The organism is Clostridium liquoris, from assembly GCF_002995785.1.
Classification (GTDB): Bacteria; Bacillota; Clostridia; order Clostridiales; family Clostridiaceae; genus Clostridium_AO; species Clostridium_AO liquoris.
Window position 1 is genome coordinate 1 of record NZ_PVXO01000069.1, and the last position, 18,431, is coordinate 18,431.

General features: G+C 30.9%; 15 protein-coding genes, 1 pseudogene and 1 other annotated feature. Of the genes and pseudogenes, 4 read left to right on the plus strand and 12 right to left on the minus strand.

What is annotated here, in order from left to right; all coding sequences use genetic code 11:
- Positions 1-169 precede the first annotated feature (169 nt).
- Both CLLI_RS12900 and CLLI_RS12905 read right to left on the minus strand, forming a co-directional pair.
- Positions 170-388 carry a (2Fe-2S)-binding protein gene (locus tag CLLI_RS12900; RefSeq protein ID WP_106064617.1) on the minus strand — a complete coding sequence of 73 codons (219 nt, stop codon included), beginning with the start codon at positions 386-388 and terminating at the stop codon, positions 170-172.
- 13 nt (positions 389-401) lie between these two features.
- Entirely contained in the window at positions 402-1,568 is a 1,167-nt protein-coding gene (locus tag CLLI_RS12905) for an AI-2E family transporter (protein WP_242975607.1), read from the minus strand.
- Between the two features lie 354 nt (positions 1,569-1,922).
- On the opposite strand from CLLI_RS12905, the gene CLLI_RS12910 reads away from it, so the two are divergent.
- A complete protein-coding gene (locus CLLI_RS12910; protein ID WP_106064618.1) occupies positions 1,923-3,245 on the plus strand; it encodes an NCS2 family permease in 1,323 nt (440 codons plus the stop codon).
- 153 nt (positions 3,246-3,398) lie between these two features.
- On the opposite strand, the gene CLLI_RS12915 is transcribed toward CLLI_RS12910, so the two are convergent.
- On the minus strand, positions 3,399-4,829 hold the full coding sequence (locus tag CLLI_RS12915; protein WP_106064619.1) for an MFS transporter: 1,431 nt from the start codon (positions 4,827-4,829) through the stop codon (positions 3,399-3,401).
- 163 nt (positions 4,830-4,992) lie between these two features.
- Between CLLI_RS12915 and CLLI_RS12920 the strand changes: the two genes are divergently transcribed.
- Positions 4,993-5,235 (plus strand): type II toxin-antitoxin system Phd/YefM family antitoxin, encoded by a 243-nt coding sequence (locus CLLI_RS12920; RefSeq protein ID WP_106064620.1) that lies wholly within the window; start codon positions 4,993-4,995, stop codon positions 5,233-5,235.
- 43 nt (positions 5,236-5,278) lie between these two features.
- Positions 5,279-5,452 (plus strand): type II toxin-antitoxin system death-on-curing family toxin, encoded by a 174-nt coding sequence (locus CLLI_RS12925; RefSeq protein WP_242975608.1) that lies wholly within the window; start codon positions 5,279-5,281, stop codon positions 5,450-5,452.
- A 522-nt stretch (positions 5,453-5,974) separates the two neighbouring features.
- Here the strand turns inward: CLLI_RS12925 and CLLI_RS12935 are convergent.
- On the minus strand, positions 5,975-6,964 hold the full coding sequence (locus CLLI_RS12935; RefSeq protein WP_106064622.1) for a YeiH family protein: 990 nt from the start codon (positions 6,962-6,964) through the stop codon (positions 5,975-5,977).
- Between the two features lie 240 nt (positions 6,965-7,204).
- On the opposite strand from CLLI_RS12935, the gene CLLI_RS12940 reads away from it, so the two are divergent.
- Positions 7,205-7,903, plus strand: a complete 699-nt coding sequence (locus CLLI_RS12940) for an FTR1 family protein (protein WP_106064623.1) — start codon at positions 7,205-7,207, stop codon at positions 7,901-7,903.
- Positions 7,904-7,991: 88 nt separating this feature from the next.
- Here the strand turns inward: CLLI_RS12940 and CLLI_RS12945 are convergent, their stop codons facing one another.
- The 8 genes and pseudogenes from CLLI_RS12945 to CLLI_RS12980 all read right to left on the minus strand — a co-directional run bounded on the left by CLLI_RS12945 (position 7,992) and on the right by CLLI_RS12980 (position 17,930).
- Positions 7,992-9,305 carry a sodium-dependent transporter gene (locus CLLI_RS12945; protein ID WP_106064624.1) on the minus strand — a complete coding sequence of 438 codons (1,314 nt, stop codon included), beginning with the start codon at positions 9,303-9,305 and terminating at the stop codon, positions 7,992-7,994.
- Between the two features lie 89 nt (positions 9,306-9,394).
- Positions 9,395-9,593, minus strand: a binding site (T-box leader).
- A 105-nt stretch (positions 9,594-9,698) separates the two neighbouring features.
- Positions 9,699-11,336 (minus strand): M20/M25/M40 family metallo-hydrolase, encoded by a 1,638-nt coding sequence (locus CLLI_RS12950; protein WP_106064625.1) that lies wholly within the window; start codon positions 11,334-11,336, stop codon positions 9,699-9,701.
- A 155-nt stretch (positions 11,337-11,491) separates the two neighbouring features.
- Positions 11,492-12,196, minus strand: coding sequence for an ABC transporter ATP-binding protein (locus CLLI_RS12955; protein ID WP_106064626.1), 705 nt, complete (start codon positions 12,194-12,196; stop codon positions 11,492-11,494).
- On the minus strand, positions 12,190-12,891 hold the full coding sequence (locus CLLI_RS12960; RefSeq protein ID WP_106064627.1) for an ABC transporter ATP-binding protein: 702 nt from the start codon (positions 12,889-12,891) through the stop codon (positions 12,190-12,192). The genes CLLI_RS12955 and CLLI_RS12960 overlap by 7 nt, the downstream gene beginning before the upstream one ends.
- A gap of 243 nt (positions 12,892-13,134) precedes the next feature.
- Positions 13,135-13,914, minus strand: a pseudogene (locus CLLI_RS12965) (RNA-guided endonuclease InsQ/TnpB family protein); the annotation flags it as partial.
- A gap of 688 nt (positions 13,915-14,602) precedes the next feature.
- Positions 14,603-15,556 carry a branched-chain amino acid ABC transporter permease gene (locus CLLI_RS12970; RefSeq protein WP_242975609.1) on the minus strand — a complete coding sequence of 318 codons (954 nt, stop codon included), beginning with the start codon at positions 15,554-15,556 and terminating at the stop codon, positions 14,603-14,605.
- Between the two features lie 12 nt (positions 15,557-15,568).
- A complete protein-coding gene (locus CLLI_RS12975; RefSeq protein WP_106064628.1) occupies positions 15,569-16,453 on the minus strand; it encodes a branched-chain amino acid ABC transporter permease in 885 nt (294 codons plus the stop codon).
- A 298-nt stretch (positions 16,454-16,751) separates the two neighbouring features.
- Complete coding sequence (locus CLLI_RS12980; RefSeq protein WP_106064629.1) at positions 16,752-17,930, minus strand: ABC transporter substrate-binding protein; 1,179 nt, start codon at positions 17,928-17,930, stop codon at positions 16,752-16,754.
- Positions 17,931-18,431 lie beyond the last annotated feature (501 nt).

Consider the following 18,431-nt stretch of genomic DNA (forward strand, 5'->3'; position numbering starts at 1 on the left):
TATTTTACTCTTTCATCTTCAGTAAACCTACGAATAAATTTATCCATTTCTATAGACCCTCCTAAATTCTAAATATATCTTATAACTAATGAGTTAATGTGTCCACTTTAATTAGGGGGCCTATAGGTCCTTAACTGTCAACTGTCAACTGTCAACTAAAAAAAGTGCTTCACACCTTTTTTATATTTTGTTCTATTAGTTCTTCAATCTTACATCTGCATCTTTTTCCTCCACATCCCCCAGAGCCTGCTCCTGTAATCTTATTTACTTCTTCTACAGTTTTTGCTCCAGCTTTAACGGCTTCTTTTATTTTAGCCCTGGATATAGCCTTGCATATACATACCTTTGTTAATTTATCTAATACATCTTTATTTAAATTTTGTTCCATGGTATACCCCCAATTATTTATTTATACTGCCTTCTTTATGAGATTCTTCTATTTGATTTTCTTTTTCCATAGTATCATCGCCTGTATTTCCATTATACTCCTGTAAAAATTTATCTATGTAAATTTTTATTACTGCCATAATAGGTACTGCTAAAATCATTCCTATAGGTCCATAAAGCCCTCCTCCTAAGGTTACTGCAAAAATTATTAAAAGTGGACTTAAGCCAACTTTATTACCTATAAGCTTAGGATCTAAATACCAGCCATCAAATTGCTGTAGTAGGAATAAAAATAACAACACCACAAAAGCTTTTAAAGGACTAAAGAATAAGTTAATAAGAAAACCTACTGATATTCCAACAAATGGTCCAAAATAAGGTATCATGTTGGTAACACCCACTACTAAGGCTATTAAAAAAACATAAGGTGATCTTATTATACTTAGTCCTACAAAGGCTATAATACCTATTATTAAAGAATCAATGGCTTTTATTCCAATATATACTCCTATCATATTATGAATGTTTTTAAAGAACCTTATAAATCTGTCTCCGTTTTTTTTCTTTAGGCTAATATATATAATTTTTTTAGCAAACTGCATAATTTTCTCTTTATCAAAAAGCACATATATGGATATTATGAATCCAAAAACCCACCTTATAAAAGAATTAGTAAAAGAAAGTGTTTTACTTAATAAGGTATTTAAAATTGTAGCCATAACACTACTTGCTTTAGAAATTATAAAATCTGGTTTTATTGAAAAATTTCCTGTAGTGTTAATGATACTTTTTACCACTTCATTATTAAGTATATTATTAAACCATTCCTGGGCTATCATGGCAAATTGCGGAATGCTTTTTAACATATCTAAAATGTTAGAAGTTACTTTAGGTAATACACAAACAGAAAAAACAATTATAGCTACTACAATCGAAATATAGGTAAATAAAATGCTAATACCTCTTTTAAATTTGAATTTTTTCTCAAATAACTTCATTATTGGATTTAATATATAAGCTATAATAAGTGCAAATAAAAATGGTGATACTATAGAAAATAATTTGCCTAATATGGAAAATATAATTTTATAGTTATCGATTATTTTAATAGAGATATAAATTATAATTATAGCAATAATTAAATCAAAATATCTTATTTTTTTATTTTTATGAATCTGCAAACTTTCCAACCCTCCTCAAATAATAGCATATTTCAAGCTAACTAATTATTATATGTAATTAACAGTATAATATTTATTATACCTTATATCCATATATATTTTTTTAATACATTGTAAACTTTTAAAATTTCCATAATAGTATAATTTTCCGAACATTTACGAGTAATACTGTGCTTAATAATAAAAATTATATGATAAATACAAAAAATAATAAGAAACTTGTCAAAAACATTCGTAAATAATATTGACTTTAAAGTTCGCATTTGCTAATATGTACAAGTGTCAAAAATCCATAAAAATATTAATAATATAAAAGATTTATTCAAAGCAAAACAAAATGCAAAGGAGATTACTATGAAATCATCAGTTAATTCACAACAAAGCTTTTTAGAATCATATTTTAGATTAGAAGAAAATAAAACCACAGTAAAAACTGAAATTTTAGCGGGAATTACTACATTTATGACCATGTCATATATATTAGTGGTTAACCCCAGTATTTTATCACAAACCGGAATGAATTTTGGCTCTGTATTTACAGCCACTGCATTAGCTGCAATAATTTCAACTCTTTTAATGGGACTATATGCAAAATTACCTTTTGCTCAAGCACCAGGCATGGGGCTTAATGCTTTTTTCGCCTATACCATGGTTATTGGAATGGGTCATACTTGGCAATTTGCATTGACAACAGCCTTTCTAGAAGGAATTATATTTATTTTACTTACAGCCTTTAATGTTCGTGAAGCCATAATTGGCTCTATTCCAAATAATATTAAAAAAGCTATTTCTGTAGGAATAGGACTTTTTATAGCCTTTATTGGACTTGAAAATGCTCAAATAGTATTACATCCTAAATCCGGAACTATATTAACTTTAGGAGATGTAACTAGTTCTGTACCCTTACTTGCAATTATAGGTATTATAATAACAGGTGTTTTACTTGCACGAAATGTAAAAGGTGCATTACTTATAGGAATTATAATTACAACTTTAATAGGCATCCCTATGGGAATAACAAAAATTCCGTCAGCTATATTAAGTGTACCACCTAGTATAAGCCCTATATTTATGAAATTTGAATGGAATCATATATTTACTAAAGATATGTTTATTGCATTATTTACTTTGTTATTTATGGATATGTTTGATACTGTTGGAGCCTTAGTAGGAGTATCAACTAAAGCTGGAATGATAGATGAAAATGGAAATGTACCAAGGGCAAAGCAAGCTTTGCTTTCCGATGCAATAGGAACTACATTAGGTGCATGTTTTGGTACAAGTACTGTATGTACATTCTTAGAAAGTGCTTCTGGAGTAGCCGCTGGAGGTAAAACAGGTCTTACAGCAGTTTCTACAGCAGTAATGTTTATCATAGCATTATTTTTATCACCACTATTTTTAATGATACCATCTGCAGCTACTGCGCCATCATTAATATTAGTAGGATTGTTTATGATGTCTCCTATAAAAGAAATAGACTTCTTAGATTTTACAGAAGCTATACCAGCATTTCTTACAATAATAATGATGCCATTAGCTTACAGTATATCTGATGGATTAATATTTGGTATTATATCTTATGTACTATTAAAGGTATTTACAAATAAAGCTAAGGAAGTATCAATATCAACTTATATAATAGCAGCATTATTTGTTCTTAAATTCTTTATATAAAAAGGTGCTATGCACCTTTTTAAGTTGACAGAGGACAGTTGACAATTGACAGTTATGGAGGTTTTTCCTCTGTTAACACTACAGAAAAACTTAAATTATATATAGTAGGAAGCCCTAGGCTTCCTTATTTTTTTATTTATTCTTTATTGTTTTTTATTTATTATCTGAAACAGTTTTTACCTTATCTATTAAAGATAATATAAATCCAAATGCACAAATTACCGCTGCAGAAATATAAACTACTCTCATTGCATAAATAAATACATCTTCCCTTCCTGGTATATAATTTAATACCTTATAACCTATTTTATAACTCATTCTATTATATAAAATACTTGTAGATGCTGATACTCCAAATATAAATCCTAAATTCCTAACCAAGGCATTTACACTACCCGCAATACCTAATTTATGCTTTGGAACAGTAGACATTACAAGAGAGGTATTAGGTGATTGGAAAAGTCCATTGCCCATGCCCAATATTGCAACTGAAATTAATATAGCGTATAAACTTGAGGTTTCTCTTAAACTAGACATAAATATAAAACCTATAGTTACAAAAACGAGTCCACTTAATGTCAGTATTTTACTGCCTATTTTATCTGATAAATATCCACTTATAGGAGCAACCAATGAAAGAGTTATAGGATATACTGTCATAATCATTCCAGTTTTCGCTGGTGAATATTTTAAAACATCCTGCAAATAAAATGGATGTATTATATTAACACAGCTTAATGCAGTAAATGATATAAATGCACATAATATATTTATAGAAAATACTCTATTCTTAAATATTGAAAAATCTAATAAAGGTTCACTAGACTTATTTTGAACCAATATAAATATAATTAAAGATACTATGGATATTATAAAACTTATAATTATGTATATATTACCATATCCAACCTGTTGTCCAATAATCATTCCTTCAAATAAAGTTACTACAAAAATAAAAAATAATACTGCTCCTTTAACATCTAAACTTTCTTTTTTAATTTTATTACCCTTAGGAAGAATTTTAATTGCAAATATAAAAGTAATAATTCCTACAGGTATATTTATTAAAAATATATAATTCCAACTGAATACAGAAATTATAAATCCGCCTAAAGGTGGCCCTATAAGGGTACCCAATGCTACGAATGTACCAGAAATACCTAAAGCCCTTCCTCTTTCATTTCCTGGGAAAACTTGTGTTATTATCCCTTGATTTGTAGCCATGGTCATTGCAGCACCTATTGCCTGTATTACTCTTGAAAGAACCAAAAAATTTAATGAAGGCGATATGCCGCATAACAAAGAACCAAATGTAAATATTATTAATCCATATTTGAAAACTGTGGTTTTCCCTTTTATATCCCCTACTCTTCCAAAAATCAAGATAGTTCCAGATATAATTATAAGATAACTAGTAACTACCCATTCTATAGATGCCATTGAAACATTAAGCTTTTTGGCCATAAAAGGTAATGCTACATTTACTATGCTGCCATCTAAACAAGCCATAAATGGCTGCATTACTACAACAGCTAATATAAGCCATCTATTTTTATACACATCTTTTTCTATTACTTCTGCCATAACAAAAATCTTTCCTTTCTCCTTTAGTATGGTAAATAATAATTATATTATATACCGACCTTAAAATTATAACATATTTCTTTAGATAGTGAAGTACAACTATACAAATTAGGTTTAATTCATCCTAAAATAATGTATAATATAAATATAGGGAGGTGTTACAATGTTAGTTAATGTTAATAATTTAGTTTCTATATCAGAAGCAAATCAAAACTTTTCCAAAGTAGCAAGAATGGTAGATGAAAAAGGCACAGTTATAATATTAAAAAATAACACACCAAGGTATGTATTAATAGATTATAGTAAGTTTGAGGAAAGCGTTGTTGCAGATAACACTACAGTTGAAGATGCGGCGAATAATATTTTATCAAAACATCTTAAGGCATTTAAGGAGTTAGCTAAATGAAATATTTAAGTTAGAATATAATATTATTAAAGATCATCCTTTTTTGGATGGAAATAAAAGAATAGGAATTCTAGCGATGATGGTTTTCTTGGAGATTAATGGAATTGAACTAAAATGTTCGGATGAAGAAATTATAGATTTAGGATTGGGAACTGCATCAGGAAAATATGACGCAGAATATATAAAACAATGGATTATTAATTGTAGTAATAGATGATATTTGTGCATTTAAAACCAATGATATCGTTAGCCATTATGAAGAAATTTATAATGGCTTTTGTTTATGTTGATATAAAATTAAAGAAGCTACAAATTCCAATTTATATTATTGAAATTAAAATTTTAAAATATAAAAAATTATAAGAAGAAGAAGTTGTTAAGTACAAGTGTCATAGGCAGAAGTTCTTTGACGGTGATGAAAATAACTGGGACGAAGACGAGCACATTGAAGAATCTTGGGCAATCGATGACCCTAACATGCCAGACTGGCTGAAACAGTATATATAAGGCATGCGATAAATTGAATTTTTTGCATAAACCTTAAGGCAAAAGCCTATAAAATAAGCAAAAGAGCACTTAGATTTTTATAAAACAGCAAAGGGCGTTTTTCACGCCCAGCAGTTTTCTTTAAGAAAACTATTTAACAAAAAACTTTTCTTAATGACAATGGAGAAAAATTATCCTTCTCTGTACTCTGTTCTCTGTAATCTGTACTCTTAAAAAAGTGCTTTGCACTTTTTTATAGTTGTCCCATAAAATGTTGAACTAATAAACTAGATACTGCTACATTAAACCAAACAATTAGTCCTAATAGTAATGGTTTTAAACCTGATTTAAGCATATCTTTAAAATTGGCACTAAGTCCAACTGCAGATAATGCCATAACTATCATAAATTTCCCTGTGCTTTCTATATATGGAATTGAATTCTTTGGAAATACCCCTAAGGTATTTAATATAGAAGCTACTAAAAACCATAATATGAACCAAGGGAATATGTCCTTTAAATTAAATTTGGATTCCCTTTTCTTTTTATAAGCAGTAACTATAGCAAAAACTAAAGATACAGGAATTATAAGTGTTGCTCTTGTAAGCTTTACAATAGTTGCAAACTCTCCTGCTGCATTACTAAAAATATAACCTGCAGCTACCACAGAAGATGTATCATTTATAGCAGTACCAGCCCACAACCCAAATCCTTTATCTGTAAGATTTAGAGCGTGTCCAAGTGGTGGAAATATTAATACTGCAATTATATTGAAGAAAAATATGGTGGATATAGAATACGCTATTTCCATATCATCAGCTTCAATTATTGGAGATACTGCTGCAATGGCTGATCCTCCGCATATGGCTGTTCCCACTCCTATAAGAGATTTTAAATTACTTGGGACTTTTAAAAGCTTTCCTACTAAATATGCAGATAAAAAAGCTACAGTTATAGTGACCATTGTTACAGATAAAGACTCTATACCTGTGCTCTTTACTTGAGTAAAGCTAAGCCCTGCTCCCAATAGAATTATTGACCACTGGAGTACTTTTTTTGACACAAAAGCCACTCCTTTTTTACTTCTCTCTGGTTTACCTATGGTATTATTTATTATAATTCCAATTAAAATGCCAAAAACCGCTCCCCCAATAATAGGAAACTTTTTTCCAAGTATAGTAGCAATTATAGCGATTATAAAGCTCAAAACCACTCCTGAATATATTTCTTTTAACTTTTCCATGCCAATCCTCCTAAATATTTTTTCTCCCCTATTATAATTCATTACAATTACAAATAAAAATATTATTATTTTATATTTATAATAAGTAAATACTTATATATATCCCTTATCTACCCTTTTTCAATAAAAAGATAACACATTTCAACAAAATTATAATTATATGAGTAACCATTAAAATTATGTTGTATATTATAATATTAGCAAAATAATATGCATTGAAAACATTAAGGGGGTGAGAACATGATTATACCAATGACGATTACCTTCAGAGAAAGTTTAGAAATGCTTTTAATAATAGTTCCATTACTAGTTTATCTTAATAAAATGGACAGGACTGACCTATCAAAATATATTTATGGTGGTTGTATTTCTGGAGCATTGGCTAGTGTTTTAGTTGGTAAAATACTAATTAGCACAATAAATACTTTAGAAGGACCTATTCATCAATTGTTTTTGGGATCCATGATGATTTTTTTGGCAGCCTTAATATTATACAGTATAGTACTAGTTTCAAAGGATAATAAAAATTTAACTTTAAATATTACTGAAAAATATGATGTAAAATTAAAAGGTTTTAGCCTATTTTTACTATCCTTCATTACCATATTCAGAGAAAGTTTAGAAATAGTAATATTCCTATTGCCATTGGCCTTAGCTGATCCCCTTAATATCATTTTGGGAGTAGTTTTGGGAATTTTGTTATCACTAGCTTTAGCCTATATAATATTTAAATCTTCTATAAAATTAAATATATATATTATCTTCGTTGTACTAACTTTAATTCTTATAATCATTGGCGGTTATATGACAGGCGAAGGGCTAGCTCTCCTATTCCCAGCCTATGGGAAGTCAGTTGAACTGCTTGGTAAATTAATATTTACCATTCCATTGCTTTATATATTCCTAAAAAGGGAATTAAGAAAATATTTGAAAAAGTAATGTAATTAATTATGCAAAACTAAAGGGGTTGCTGCTAAAAATCACAAATTTTAGTAGACAACCCCTTAACTACTCGCTAAAATAAAAACTACCCTATTCCATTGTATATAACTCCACATATCAAAACCACAATTCCGGAAATTACAAATACATACTTAGCTAAAGGTATAAACCATTTTCCCAAAGGTTTTTCTGCTCCTAAATTTATTTCTTCCATTGCTTTATCCATGCCATATACCCAGAAAAAACATATGGATGTAATTATAGAACCTAATGGTGCTAAATAAATTGTTATGAAATCAGCCCATGTCCCAAATCTAGCCATGCTTAGATCCAGTGGTATAGCAATAATAAAAGCTACAGCTGTAACTATAAAACTAGCTTTAAATCTTGTAGTCTTAAAGAAACTCATATATGCATCTGCACTTGCTTCTAACATATTGATAATAGAAGATATTGCAGCAAATATTATGCTAAGGAAAAATAATATTCCAAACAAATATCCAAAAGGCATTGCTTTAAAAATATGGGGCATAGTTATAAAAAGTAAAGATGGACCAGAAGTTGGATCTAATCCAAAAGCAAAAGCTCCTGGTATAATTATAAAAGCTGCTAGTATTGCAGAAACAGCATCAAATATTGCAACCTGAAGTGCTGCATTAGGTATATCCACATCCTTCTTTAAGTAACTCCCATACACTACCATACCAGCTCCATTAAGTGAAGCAGAAAAAAACGCTTGCCCCAAGGCCATTACCCAAGTTATAGGTTTAAATAAATATTCCCATCTAGGAATAAGTAAATATTTAACCCCTTCCATTGCATTTGGCAAAGTAAGTGTCCTAATTAAAAGCACTGTAAAAATTACAAAAAGTGCTGGCATCATAATTTTGTTCATTCTCTCAATGCCCTTAATAACTCCAAGTAACACTATGACTATAGTAATTACCATAGCTAAAAAGTGCCACTTAAGAGTTGCACTAGTTCCTGCAAAAGAATTAAAGTAATTTGCTATATCTACATTATAAAAATCACCTTTTATTGAAGCGTAAAAATATTTAAGAACCCATCCTACCACTACTCCATAAAACACAAAAGTTCCAAATACAGATAAGGTTGGAATTAGGCTTAATATTCCACCAAACCTTTTTCCTTTTTCCTTAAAAACTTCCCTAATTCCCTGCATTGAACCGCTTTGTCTTGATCTTCCAAAGGCAAATTCCCCTACAAGTCCTGTAGTGCAAAGTACAAAAAGACATATAAAATAAGGAATTAAAAATGCTGCTCCCCCAAATTGACCAAGTTTCCAAGGAAACATCCATATATTCCCTAACCCTATGGCTGATCCTAAACAGGACAAAATAAAACCTAATTTACTTGAAAAACTTTCCCTTTCTTCCATGCTACCGTCCTCCTCGTATAATAAGTTGACAGTTGACAATTGACAACTTAATTAATTCATTATAAATAAAAAAGGACCTTCTCAATCCTTGTAAGGACGAGAAAACCCGTGGTACCACCTTAATTTACACAATGTGCCTCTTAGTCTTATATCGGATGACTTCCGTAATGCTTTCACACTAAAACTCCAGATTGTAATTCACATACTTTGCAACACATGATTTCCACCATACATCATGCTCTCTTTATAATACACAAAGGCTGCTACTAATTCCTTCATAATTTATTCTTTATTATTTTTTATTTTAACTCACTTTTCTTTTAACTGCTAATGACAGTTGTGAATTAAAAATACAATTGTGATTATATCATAAATAATGTAGCTTGTACACCACTATTTATTAAGTAAATCATATATGGCCTTTTCATAAAGATTAGGAACAACTTCAAAGGAATATGGAATATTTAGCCTTTCAGAGAACTTATGAAAATCCTTGCCAAAACCTCCAAAGACTACAGAAGGTATATCTAGCTCACCTAATTCCTTCACTGGCAGGTTATAGCACTTATCTATTCCTAAAATATTTGATGCTATGGTGTTAAGACCTTCTCTATCCTCCACACCTGTATAACTTAAATCACAAAGGGCCATATAATAATGATCCTTTTCTATTTCCGTATTATAGCTTTCCTTTGCATATTCTACTATATGTTCAATTACATCTAGGAATATTTTATCCCCTGGCTTTTCTTCTTTTAAATGCTTATCTGGATAATAAGGTGGAGCAAAGCCTATTATTATCATAGGAGATTTTTCGGGGTAGCTTTGATAAGTTTCCTTCATAATATTTATTGCTATAGTTTGAAGATCTTTATTTTCTTTTCTCCATGTAATAATCTTATCTTCAATATATTTGTCAAATTCTTCTCCCCTAATCTCCTTCACCTTTTTATATACTTCCTCAAAGGTCAACACTTTAGGTTCAATGCTTTCTCTTAAGTAATTTCTATTGGAAATAGAAGCATACCTATCTACCTTTTCGTTGATTATATTTAAAGTATTATGAAAGGCCTGTAAAGCCACTTTTTTAAGCTTATCCATAAGCTCATCTATAGATAAATTAAGGGTTAATATATTATAGTAGGAAGCCGCCATAAGTGGAGTTTGTACAGAATATAAATCCTTTAAATCCATATGTTTTAAACAAGTTGGCGGAGGTGTGGTATTCCCTCTATCACTATCACAAAAATCAGGATTTAATTCTAGCAGTCTATTTAACTCTCCTGCCAATAAATTTGGATTTAATCCAGTATAGGATTCATATACATGAGTTTCCTTTCCTACAAATAAAAATAACGGCATTATCTTGCCAGAGGTTCCTAAATATATACGTTTTTTATTATCACCTATCTCTTTAGGAATACAACATTCCGACACAAATAATCCTATATATTCATATGAAAATTTTTTCTTTAAACTTAAAAGATGAGGGACTGCTGCAAGCATTCCCTCTGAATTGCTTTCCTCCCCTGGTACAGCCAAAAATAATATATTCCCTTCAAAATCGTCTCTCATAGATAATTCTCTTAAAAGTTCTATATGTAATGCTAACCCATATTTCATATCGGCGACTCCTCTGCCAAATATATAATCTCCAGACTCTAAATCCTCTATTGCCTCTTTGCTTAATGGTAATTCTTTAATTCTCTTTTGAAGCTCAATAGGGTTGAAGGCCAATTCCTTTAAGTGGCCAAAGTCCTCCACATCAACCACATCTAAATGTCCTGTTAATACTACAGTTTTTTTAGAAGGTTTTGAACTACAAAATAAGGCACTTACAAAACCTCTATTTAAAGGATCTCCCTGAATTTTTATCAAATTTAAGTTTTCTGGGTGTTCATTAAAATACGGTATAGTTTGCAGTATATGAAAGACCTTTTCTGCTGTTAATCCTTCTGCTTTTGTTCCTGCTATTCCAGGTACTGAAACTAGTTCTAATAGTGTACCCATTATTCTATCTTTAATGTTCATTAGTTTTCCTCCCAAATAACATGCAATATATAATCCTCATATATTTTAGAATTTAATGGAGGAAATGTCTATACTTTATTTTAAAAAATTGGTCACAATTTTTTTAAAATAATAAAGAAAAAATACTGTCAATTGTCCTCTGTCCTCTATATTTACTACCCTCCAAGATATGTGTTCTTTACTGATTCATCTTTCAATAAGTCACCTGCTTTGCCTTCAAGTGCTATATTGCCATTTTGAATTACATAGGCTCTATGAGCTATGGACAGTGCCATATTGGCATTTTGTTCTACCAATAGCACCGTAGTTCCGCTCTCATTTATTTCCTTTATTATAGAAAATATTTCATCTACCATTATAGGTGCAAGACCCATGGAAGGTTCATCAAGTAAAATCAGCTTAGGTCTTAGCATTAATGCTCTTCCCATGGCAAGCATCTGCTGCTCTCCTCCACTTAGTGTTCCCGCCATTTGATTTCTTCTTTCTTTCAGTCTTGCAAAACTTTGAAATATCTTTTCATAGTCTTCCTTAATTTCAGATTTATCTTTTCTTATAAAAGCTCCCATTTCAAGATTTTCCATTACAGTCATATTGCCAAATACTCTTCTTCCTTCTGGAACATGGGCTATGCCCATTTTTACTATTTCAGATGCAGAACAATTTGTAATGTGTTTTTCTAAATAATTTATAGTTCCAGACTTTGGTTTAACTATACCCGAAATTGTTTTAAGCATTGAGGTTTTACCAGCCCCATTGGAACCTACAAGAGTAACAATTTCACCTTGATTTACTTTAATTGATAGATCTTTAAGTGCATGAATTCCCCCGTAAAATACATTTATTTTGCTAAGCTCTAACATGCTGCACTCCTTCCAAGATAAGCTTCAATAACTCTCTCATTATTTTTTACTTCTTCTGGATTTCCCTCTGCAATCAGTGTTCCATAATCTAAAACAAATAATTTATTACATACATTCATAACTAGGGACATATCATGCTCAATTAAAATAATAGTTACATCGTAATTATCCTTAATCCATCTTATAAGTTCTGTAAGTTCCCTTGTTTCATTTGGATTCATTCCAGCTGCAGGTTCATCTAAAAGAAGCAGCCTTGGTTTTGAAGCTAATGCCCTTACTATTTCAAGACGTCTTTGCTCACCATAAGGCAAATTCTTAGCAAGTTCATCTTTTTTATTATCTAACTGAAACCTTTTTAGTAATTCTAAGGCCTCATCATATATTCTCTTTTCTTCTCTATAAAAAGAAGGTAATCTAAAAAATCCAGAAAGTAGTCCATATTTAATATCCTTATGAAATCCTAAAGTAACATTTTCTATAACCGTCATATTTTTAAACAACCTTATATTCTGAAAAGTTCTTGCAATACCATAATCCGTAATTTTATAAGGCTTAAGATTATTTAAATGCAAATCCTCAAAAGAAATTTTCCCGCTTGTAGGTGTATACATACCAGTTAATAGATTAAAAAATGTGGTTTTCCCCGCTCCATTAGGTCCTATAAGTCCTGCAATGTCCCCCTTTTCAATCACCATGTTGATATTAGATACAGCTTTTATGCCGTTGCATAAACTTTATAAATGTATATAAAAACCTTATATAACTTTATAAATTTTACTTATGTTATTCATTACTAAATAACCTTTCCTATTCACAGAGTTCTATTTTGAATAATTGCTTATTCTACTTTAGTTTGGTGTAACTCTCCAAGGACTTAAATTCTCCCACAACGCAGGATACATATAGTATAACTTTTCAAAATCACCATTTATACTATTTTATACCTCTTCGAATATCTTGTAACTACCAAGATTTATTGAAGCATTTTTATCTCTATCCATTTCTAATCCACAAATATCACATACATACATTCTATCTTTAAGTTTTAAGTCTTTTTTAACATTTCCGCAACAAGAGCAGGTTTTACTGCTAGGATAAAATTTATCTACCTGAACAAACTCTATTCCATTAAACTTACATTTGTATTGCATTTGCCTAATAAATTCATAAAAACCTTGTTCTTGTATAGCTTTTGATAAATGCTTGTTTTTTAGCATACCACTAATATTTAAATCTTCCATCACAACTCTGTAGGGCCTTAATTTTATTATCATATTAGTAGCTTGATGTATGTGATTAGTTCTAATGTTATTAAGCTTTCTATATACAAGTTTAATAGCTTTTTCTAGCTTAATAATATTATTTGTTTTATTAAATTGGCATCCTTCTCTATTTGCTTCATATTTTCTTGATACTTGTCTTTGTAATCTCTTTAATCTCTTTTTCAATTTCCTAACCTTAGCTGATTTATTAATGTTTTTAATAGGCTTATCTAAACAATTTACTATAGCTAGATTAGAAACTCCTAAATCAATACCAATAGATAAATCCTTATTAAGCTCAACTTGGTTTTCGTCATGCTCAAACCCTAATGTTAGATACCAGTACTTGCCATCAAAATGACATCTTGGATTATTATAATTAGGTAAAATAGGTATATCATAATTTGTTTTATATTTTACTTTACCTATTTTTTCAATATTGACTGCATTTTCTTTTTGGAAATAATCTTATTTTTACTGCCTTTATCATTATTTTTCACCTCACTTTCCATAATTTTAGTATACCCATATAATAAAATTATAAAAATTATAAGAGATGGCTAATTATGATTTTAAGGGATTACATCTACACCCTTTAAAAGAGTGTTATTTTTATAAAGTTATATAAAGTTTTCAAAGAACATTTATAAAGTTTATTATATTTACCATAGAACGCTACTTCTATGATGCCATTTCGCTTACGCCAGTGGCCTCGACCTTTCGGATACGAGCGTAGACTATATCATTACCCATTATACTTATTAATATAGGTTGGGTATCCTCCACTTCCACTACCAATAGCTTGTAGTGTACTTCCTTTACGGAATAGTCGTTGAACTTTACTCTATTCGAGTCTTAGCTGCTGATTATCCATTGCTTTAGCACTTAGGATTTAACCATATGCCATCTTAACTATTTTTTCTACTTTCGTAACCTTCACGCCTAGGCTTATTTCATCCTTACGTTGTAGTTAGTTAAGCTTTAGGAACTTCCAGCAGTTCAAAGGATTTTGGATGCATAATATGCATCGCTCCATACTCTTTACAAATATGGGAGGCTAAGTTATAAAAACTTTTAAAGTTTTATAAACTTCATCAAAGTTTCTGTAACTGTTTAGTTACCTCCAAAACTCTTTGACAAATTATCAATTGTTAACACTGCCATTTAATTTTCCTCCTTTCTTAAACAAACTTTTTTTACCTTCAACTTTTCCCATAATCCCATCTGGCCTATATACCATAATTAAGAAAAGTATAATTGAGTATATTACCATTCTTAATTCAGGAATATTTTGAAGGAATAAGGATATTATTGAAAGAACTATAGCCCCAATTATAGATCCTGTAATACTTCCCATACCTCCAAAAACAACTATTACTAAAATATCTATAGATTTCATAAATCCAAAATTACCAGGCTTTATAAAATAGAAGTAATTAGCATATAAAGCTCCTGCAATACCTGCAAAGAATGCCCCTATGACAAAAGCCAGCACCTTATATAATGTAGTATTTATTCCCATAGCTTCTGCTGCTATTTCATCTTCTCTTATGGCAATACAAGCTCTGCCTGCATAGGAATTTATAAAATTTTTAATTAAAACCACAGTACCAATTACTGAAAAATATATCCATGTCCAGTTAGTATATTGAGGGATATCATTAAATCCACTAGCTCCACCCACATATTCAATATTTAAAAGAAGTATTCTAATTATTTCACTAAATCCCAGGGTAGCAATAGCAAGATAGTCACCCTTAAGTCTTAATGTAGGTATACCAATTAATAATCCAACAAAGGCTGCTGCTATTGCCGATAATATTACCGCTGCTGCAAAAGGATAATTAAATTTTACAGTCATAATAGCTGACACATAAGCTCCCACCGCCATGAAAGCTGCATGACCTAGTGAAAATTGTCCTGTAAACCCTGTTATTAAATTTAAACTTACAGCTAAAATAATGTTTATACCAATTAACACTAAATTGAGTAATATATATGAATCCATAATGCCCCCATTTATTAACCACTGAGATAGCGCATAGACTGCAATTACAGCTATAAAACATACAATATTTTTTTTATTTAACCATTTCAAACTATCTCCCCCTTATACCTTTTCCTTTACATTTTTGCCCAACAATCCATTGGGCTTGATTACAAGTATTATTATTAGTATTGCAAAAGCAACTGCATCCTTGTACAGTGAATTTCCATAAGCACTAACCATAGTCTCCGTAAGCCCTAAGAATATCCCGCCAAACACTGCGCCAGGTATTACTCCAATTCCTCCTATAACTGCTGCCACAAAGGCTTTTAATCCAGGAAGCACCCCCATTAGAGGATCAATTGAATTGTAGTATACTCCAACTAAAACTCCTGCTGCCCCTGCAAGAGCTGATCCTATGGCAAAGGTATATGATATGGTGGCATCTACATTTATCCCCATAAGCTGTGCTGCTTCTCTATCCGTAGATACTGCTCTCATTGCCTTTCCAACTTTAGTTTTGTATATTATATATTGAAGAAAAATCATCAATAATACAGTTATTACAATGATATAAACATCCTTTGTGTTTAAAAGTACTTTCCCTGAAAACAAGCTAATTTGTTTTCCTTTTAGTACTTCTGGAAAAGTTCTTGTTTCTGCTGAAACAAAATACATAGTTCCATATTCCAAAAACAACGAAACACTTATAGCAGTTATAAGAGCTGCTATTCTGGTAGAATTTCTTATAGGTTTATAGGCTACCTTTTCTATAACTACACCTATTAAAGAACAAGCTGCCATAGATATAATAAGTGCAGGTATAAAACTCATATGGAATAATGCAGTCATGGCAAAGCCTATAAAAGCACCCAACATGTATATATCACCATGAGCAAAATTTATTAGGTTAATGATTCCATAAACCATAGTATATCCAAGTGCTATAAGAGCATAGATACTTCCTAAGGAAACTCCATTAAACAACTGCTGTAAAAATTTCTCCATTTAATCACATCCTTATTTTACTCTATATCAATTATAAAATTTCAAATTTGTGGACAGTTTTTATTTAGTTGAGAGTTGAGAACTGAGGGTGGAGAGTTAAGGATAATTTTTCTCCATTCCATTACTAAAAATTTTTAATTTAAGCTTTTCCGTAATGATAAGGTCGGAAAAGCATCCATAACTGTCCTCTATCCTCTGTGCTCTATCCTCTGTCCTCTATCCTCTATCCTCTATCCTCTGTCCTCTGTGCTCTATCCTCTGTCCTCTGTCCTCTGTCCTCTGTTCTCTGTACTCTGTCCTAAGGCTGCTGTTTCTTTAAGAAGGTTGGCTCTCCATTTTTAACCTCTAATATTGTTATAGATTTTACTGGATTATGATTTTTGTCTATTGATAATTGTCCAGTTATTCCTTTAAAGTCTTTTGTAGATGCAAGTGCTTCTTTTAGTTTTTCACGATCTGGCTCTCCAGCTCTTTTAAGTGCATCCGCAATAAAGTATGCAAGGTCGTATCCTAAAGCGTTAAATGCATTTGGTTCTTTATTGAACTGCTTTTTAAATGCATCTATAAACCTTACAACATTAGCACTGGTGTCCTTTGAAGAATAGTGATTTGTATAGTACACATTGTTTAATGCTTCTTTTCCAGCAAGCTCAGTTAGCTTAGGTGAATCATAACCATCTCCGCCTAAAATAGGTACATTAAGTCCTAACTCTCTTGCTTGTTTAACTATTAATCCAACTTCCTCATAGTATCCTGGTAAGTAAAGTAAATCAGGTTTAGCATTTTTAATATTAGTTAAAACCGCTTTAAAATCCTTATCTTTAGCTTGATATGCCTGTTCTGTTACTACTTTTCCTCCTAGTTTACTATAAGTTTCCTTGAAGCTTTTTGAAAGCCCCTTACTATAATCACTTGTTGTATCAATCAATACTGCAGCATTTTTTGATTTCAAATCCTTTACTGCGAAGTTTGCAAGTATTACTCCTTGAAAAGAGTCACTAAAACAGGTTTTGAAAACATAATCTCTTACCTTTCCATGACTATCTATGGTAACATCATCCGCTGTAGCTGAAGCTGAGATCAATGGAACTTTATTTTGTGTAGCCTGTGGAATTGCGGCCTTTACACTACCTGAAGTTGCAGGTCCAAGTATTGCTACAACCTTGTCCCTAGTTGCTAGCTTTGAGGCTACATTAGCAGCTTCAGCTGTATCTGATTTATTATCTGCTTTTATAAGTTCAACCTTTTTTCCTAAAACTCCACCTGCATCGTTTATTTCTTTAAATGCCATTTCTATTCCTGTAACTAGCCCTTGTCCATAAGTGGCAACATCATTTGAAAGTTCATAATCTAATCCTATTTTTATAGTATCCCCTTTACTTGCTGAATCTTTATTATTTGCCCCACCTTTACCACATCCTACAAATAAGGATGCTGTCATTACTAACGCCATAAATAATGATAATTTTTTATTCATAATTTTTTCCCCCTTCTTTTACACGAAATATCATTTTTAAATAATAATCACACCATCCTTATCCGAACCAGTAATTAGCCCCAACAAAACCGCCCCCTTTTACATAATTTACAAATCAAAGTACAATGCACCTTTTCATTTACTGTGAAAAATTATTTGTTCTGTACTCTAAAAAAAAAGCCTCTATATGCATTGTCTGCATATAGAGGCTTCTTTCGCTGTACCACTCTAACTCGCTGCGATTTCACAAACGCAGCCTTAATCTAGGTTACTATATTATAACCTTGCACTGTAACGTATGCAACACGGTAATAACCTACTATTATTTCAGCTATACAATTCAGGAGTGAGCATTATATATCAATTAGTATTGGGCTCTCACCTGCCCCAACTCTCTTTAACTAATTTGCTGATATTTTTATCTCCATCATCATTGTTAAATAAATTAATTTAATTATATTTATGCAACTTATTGAAAATTTATTCAGAAATTTTATTTGC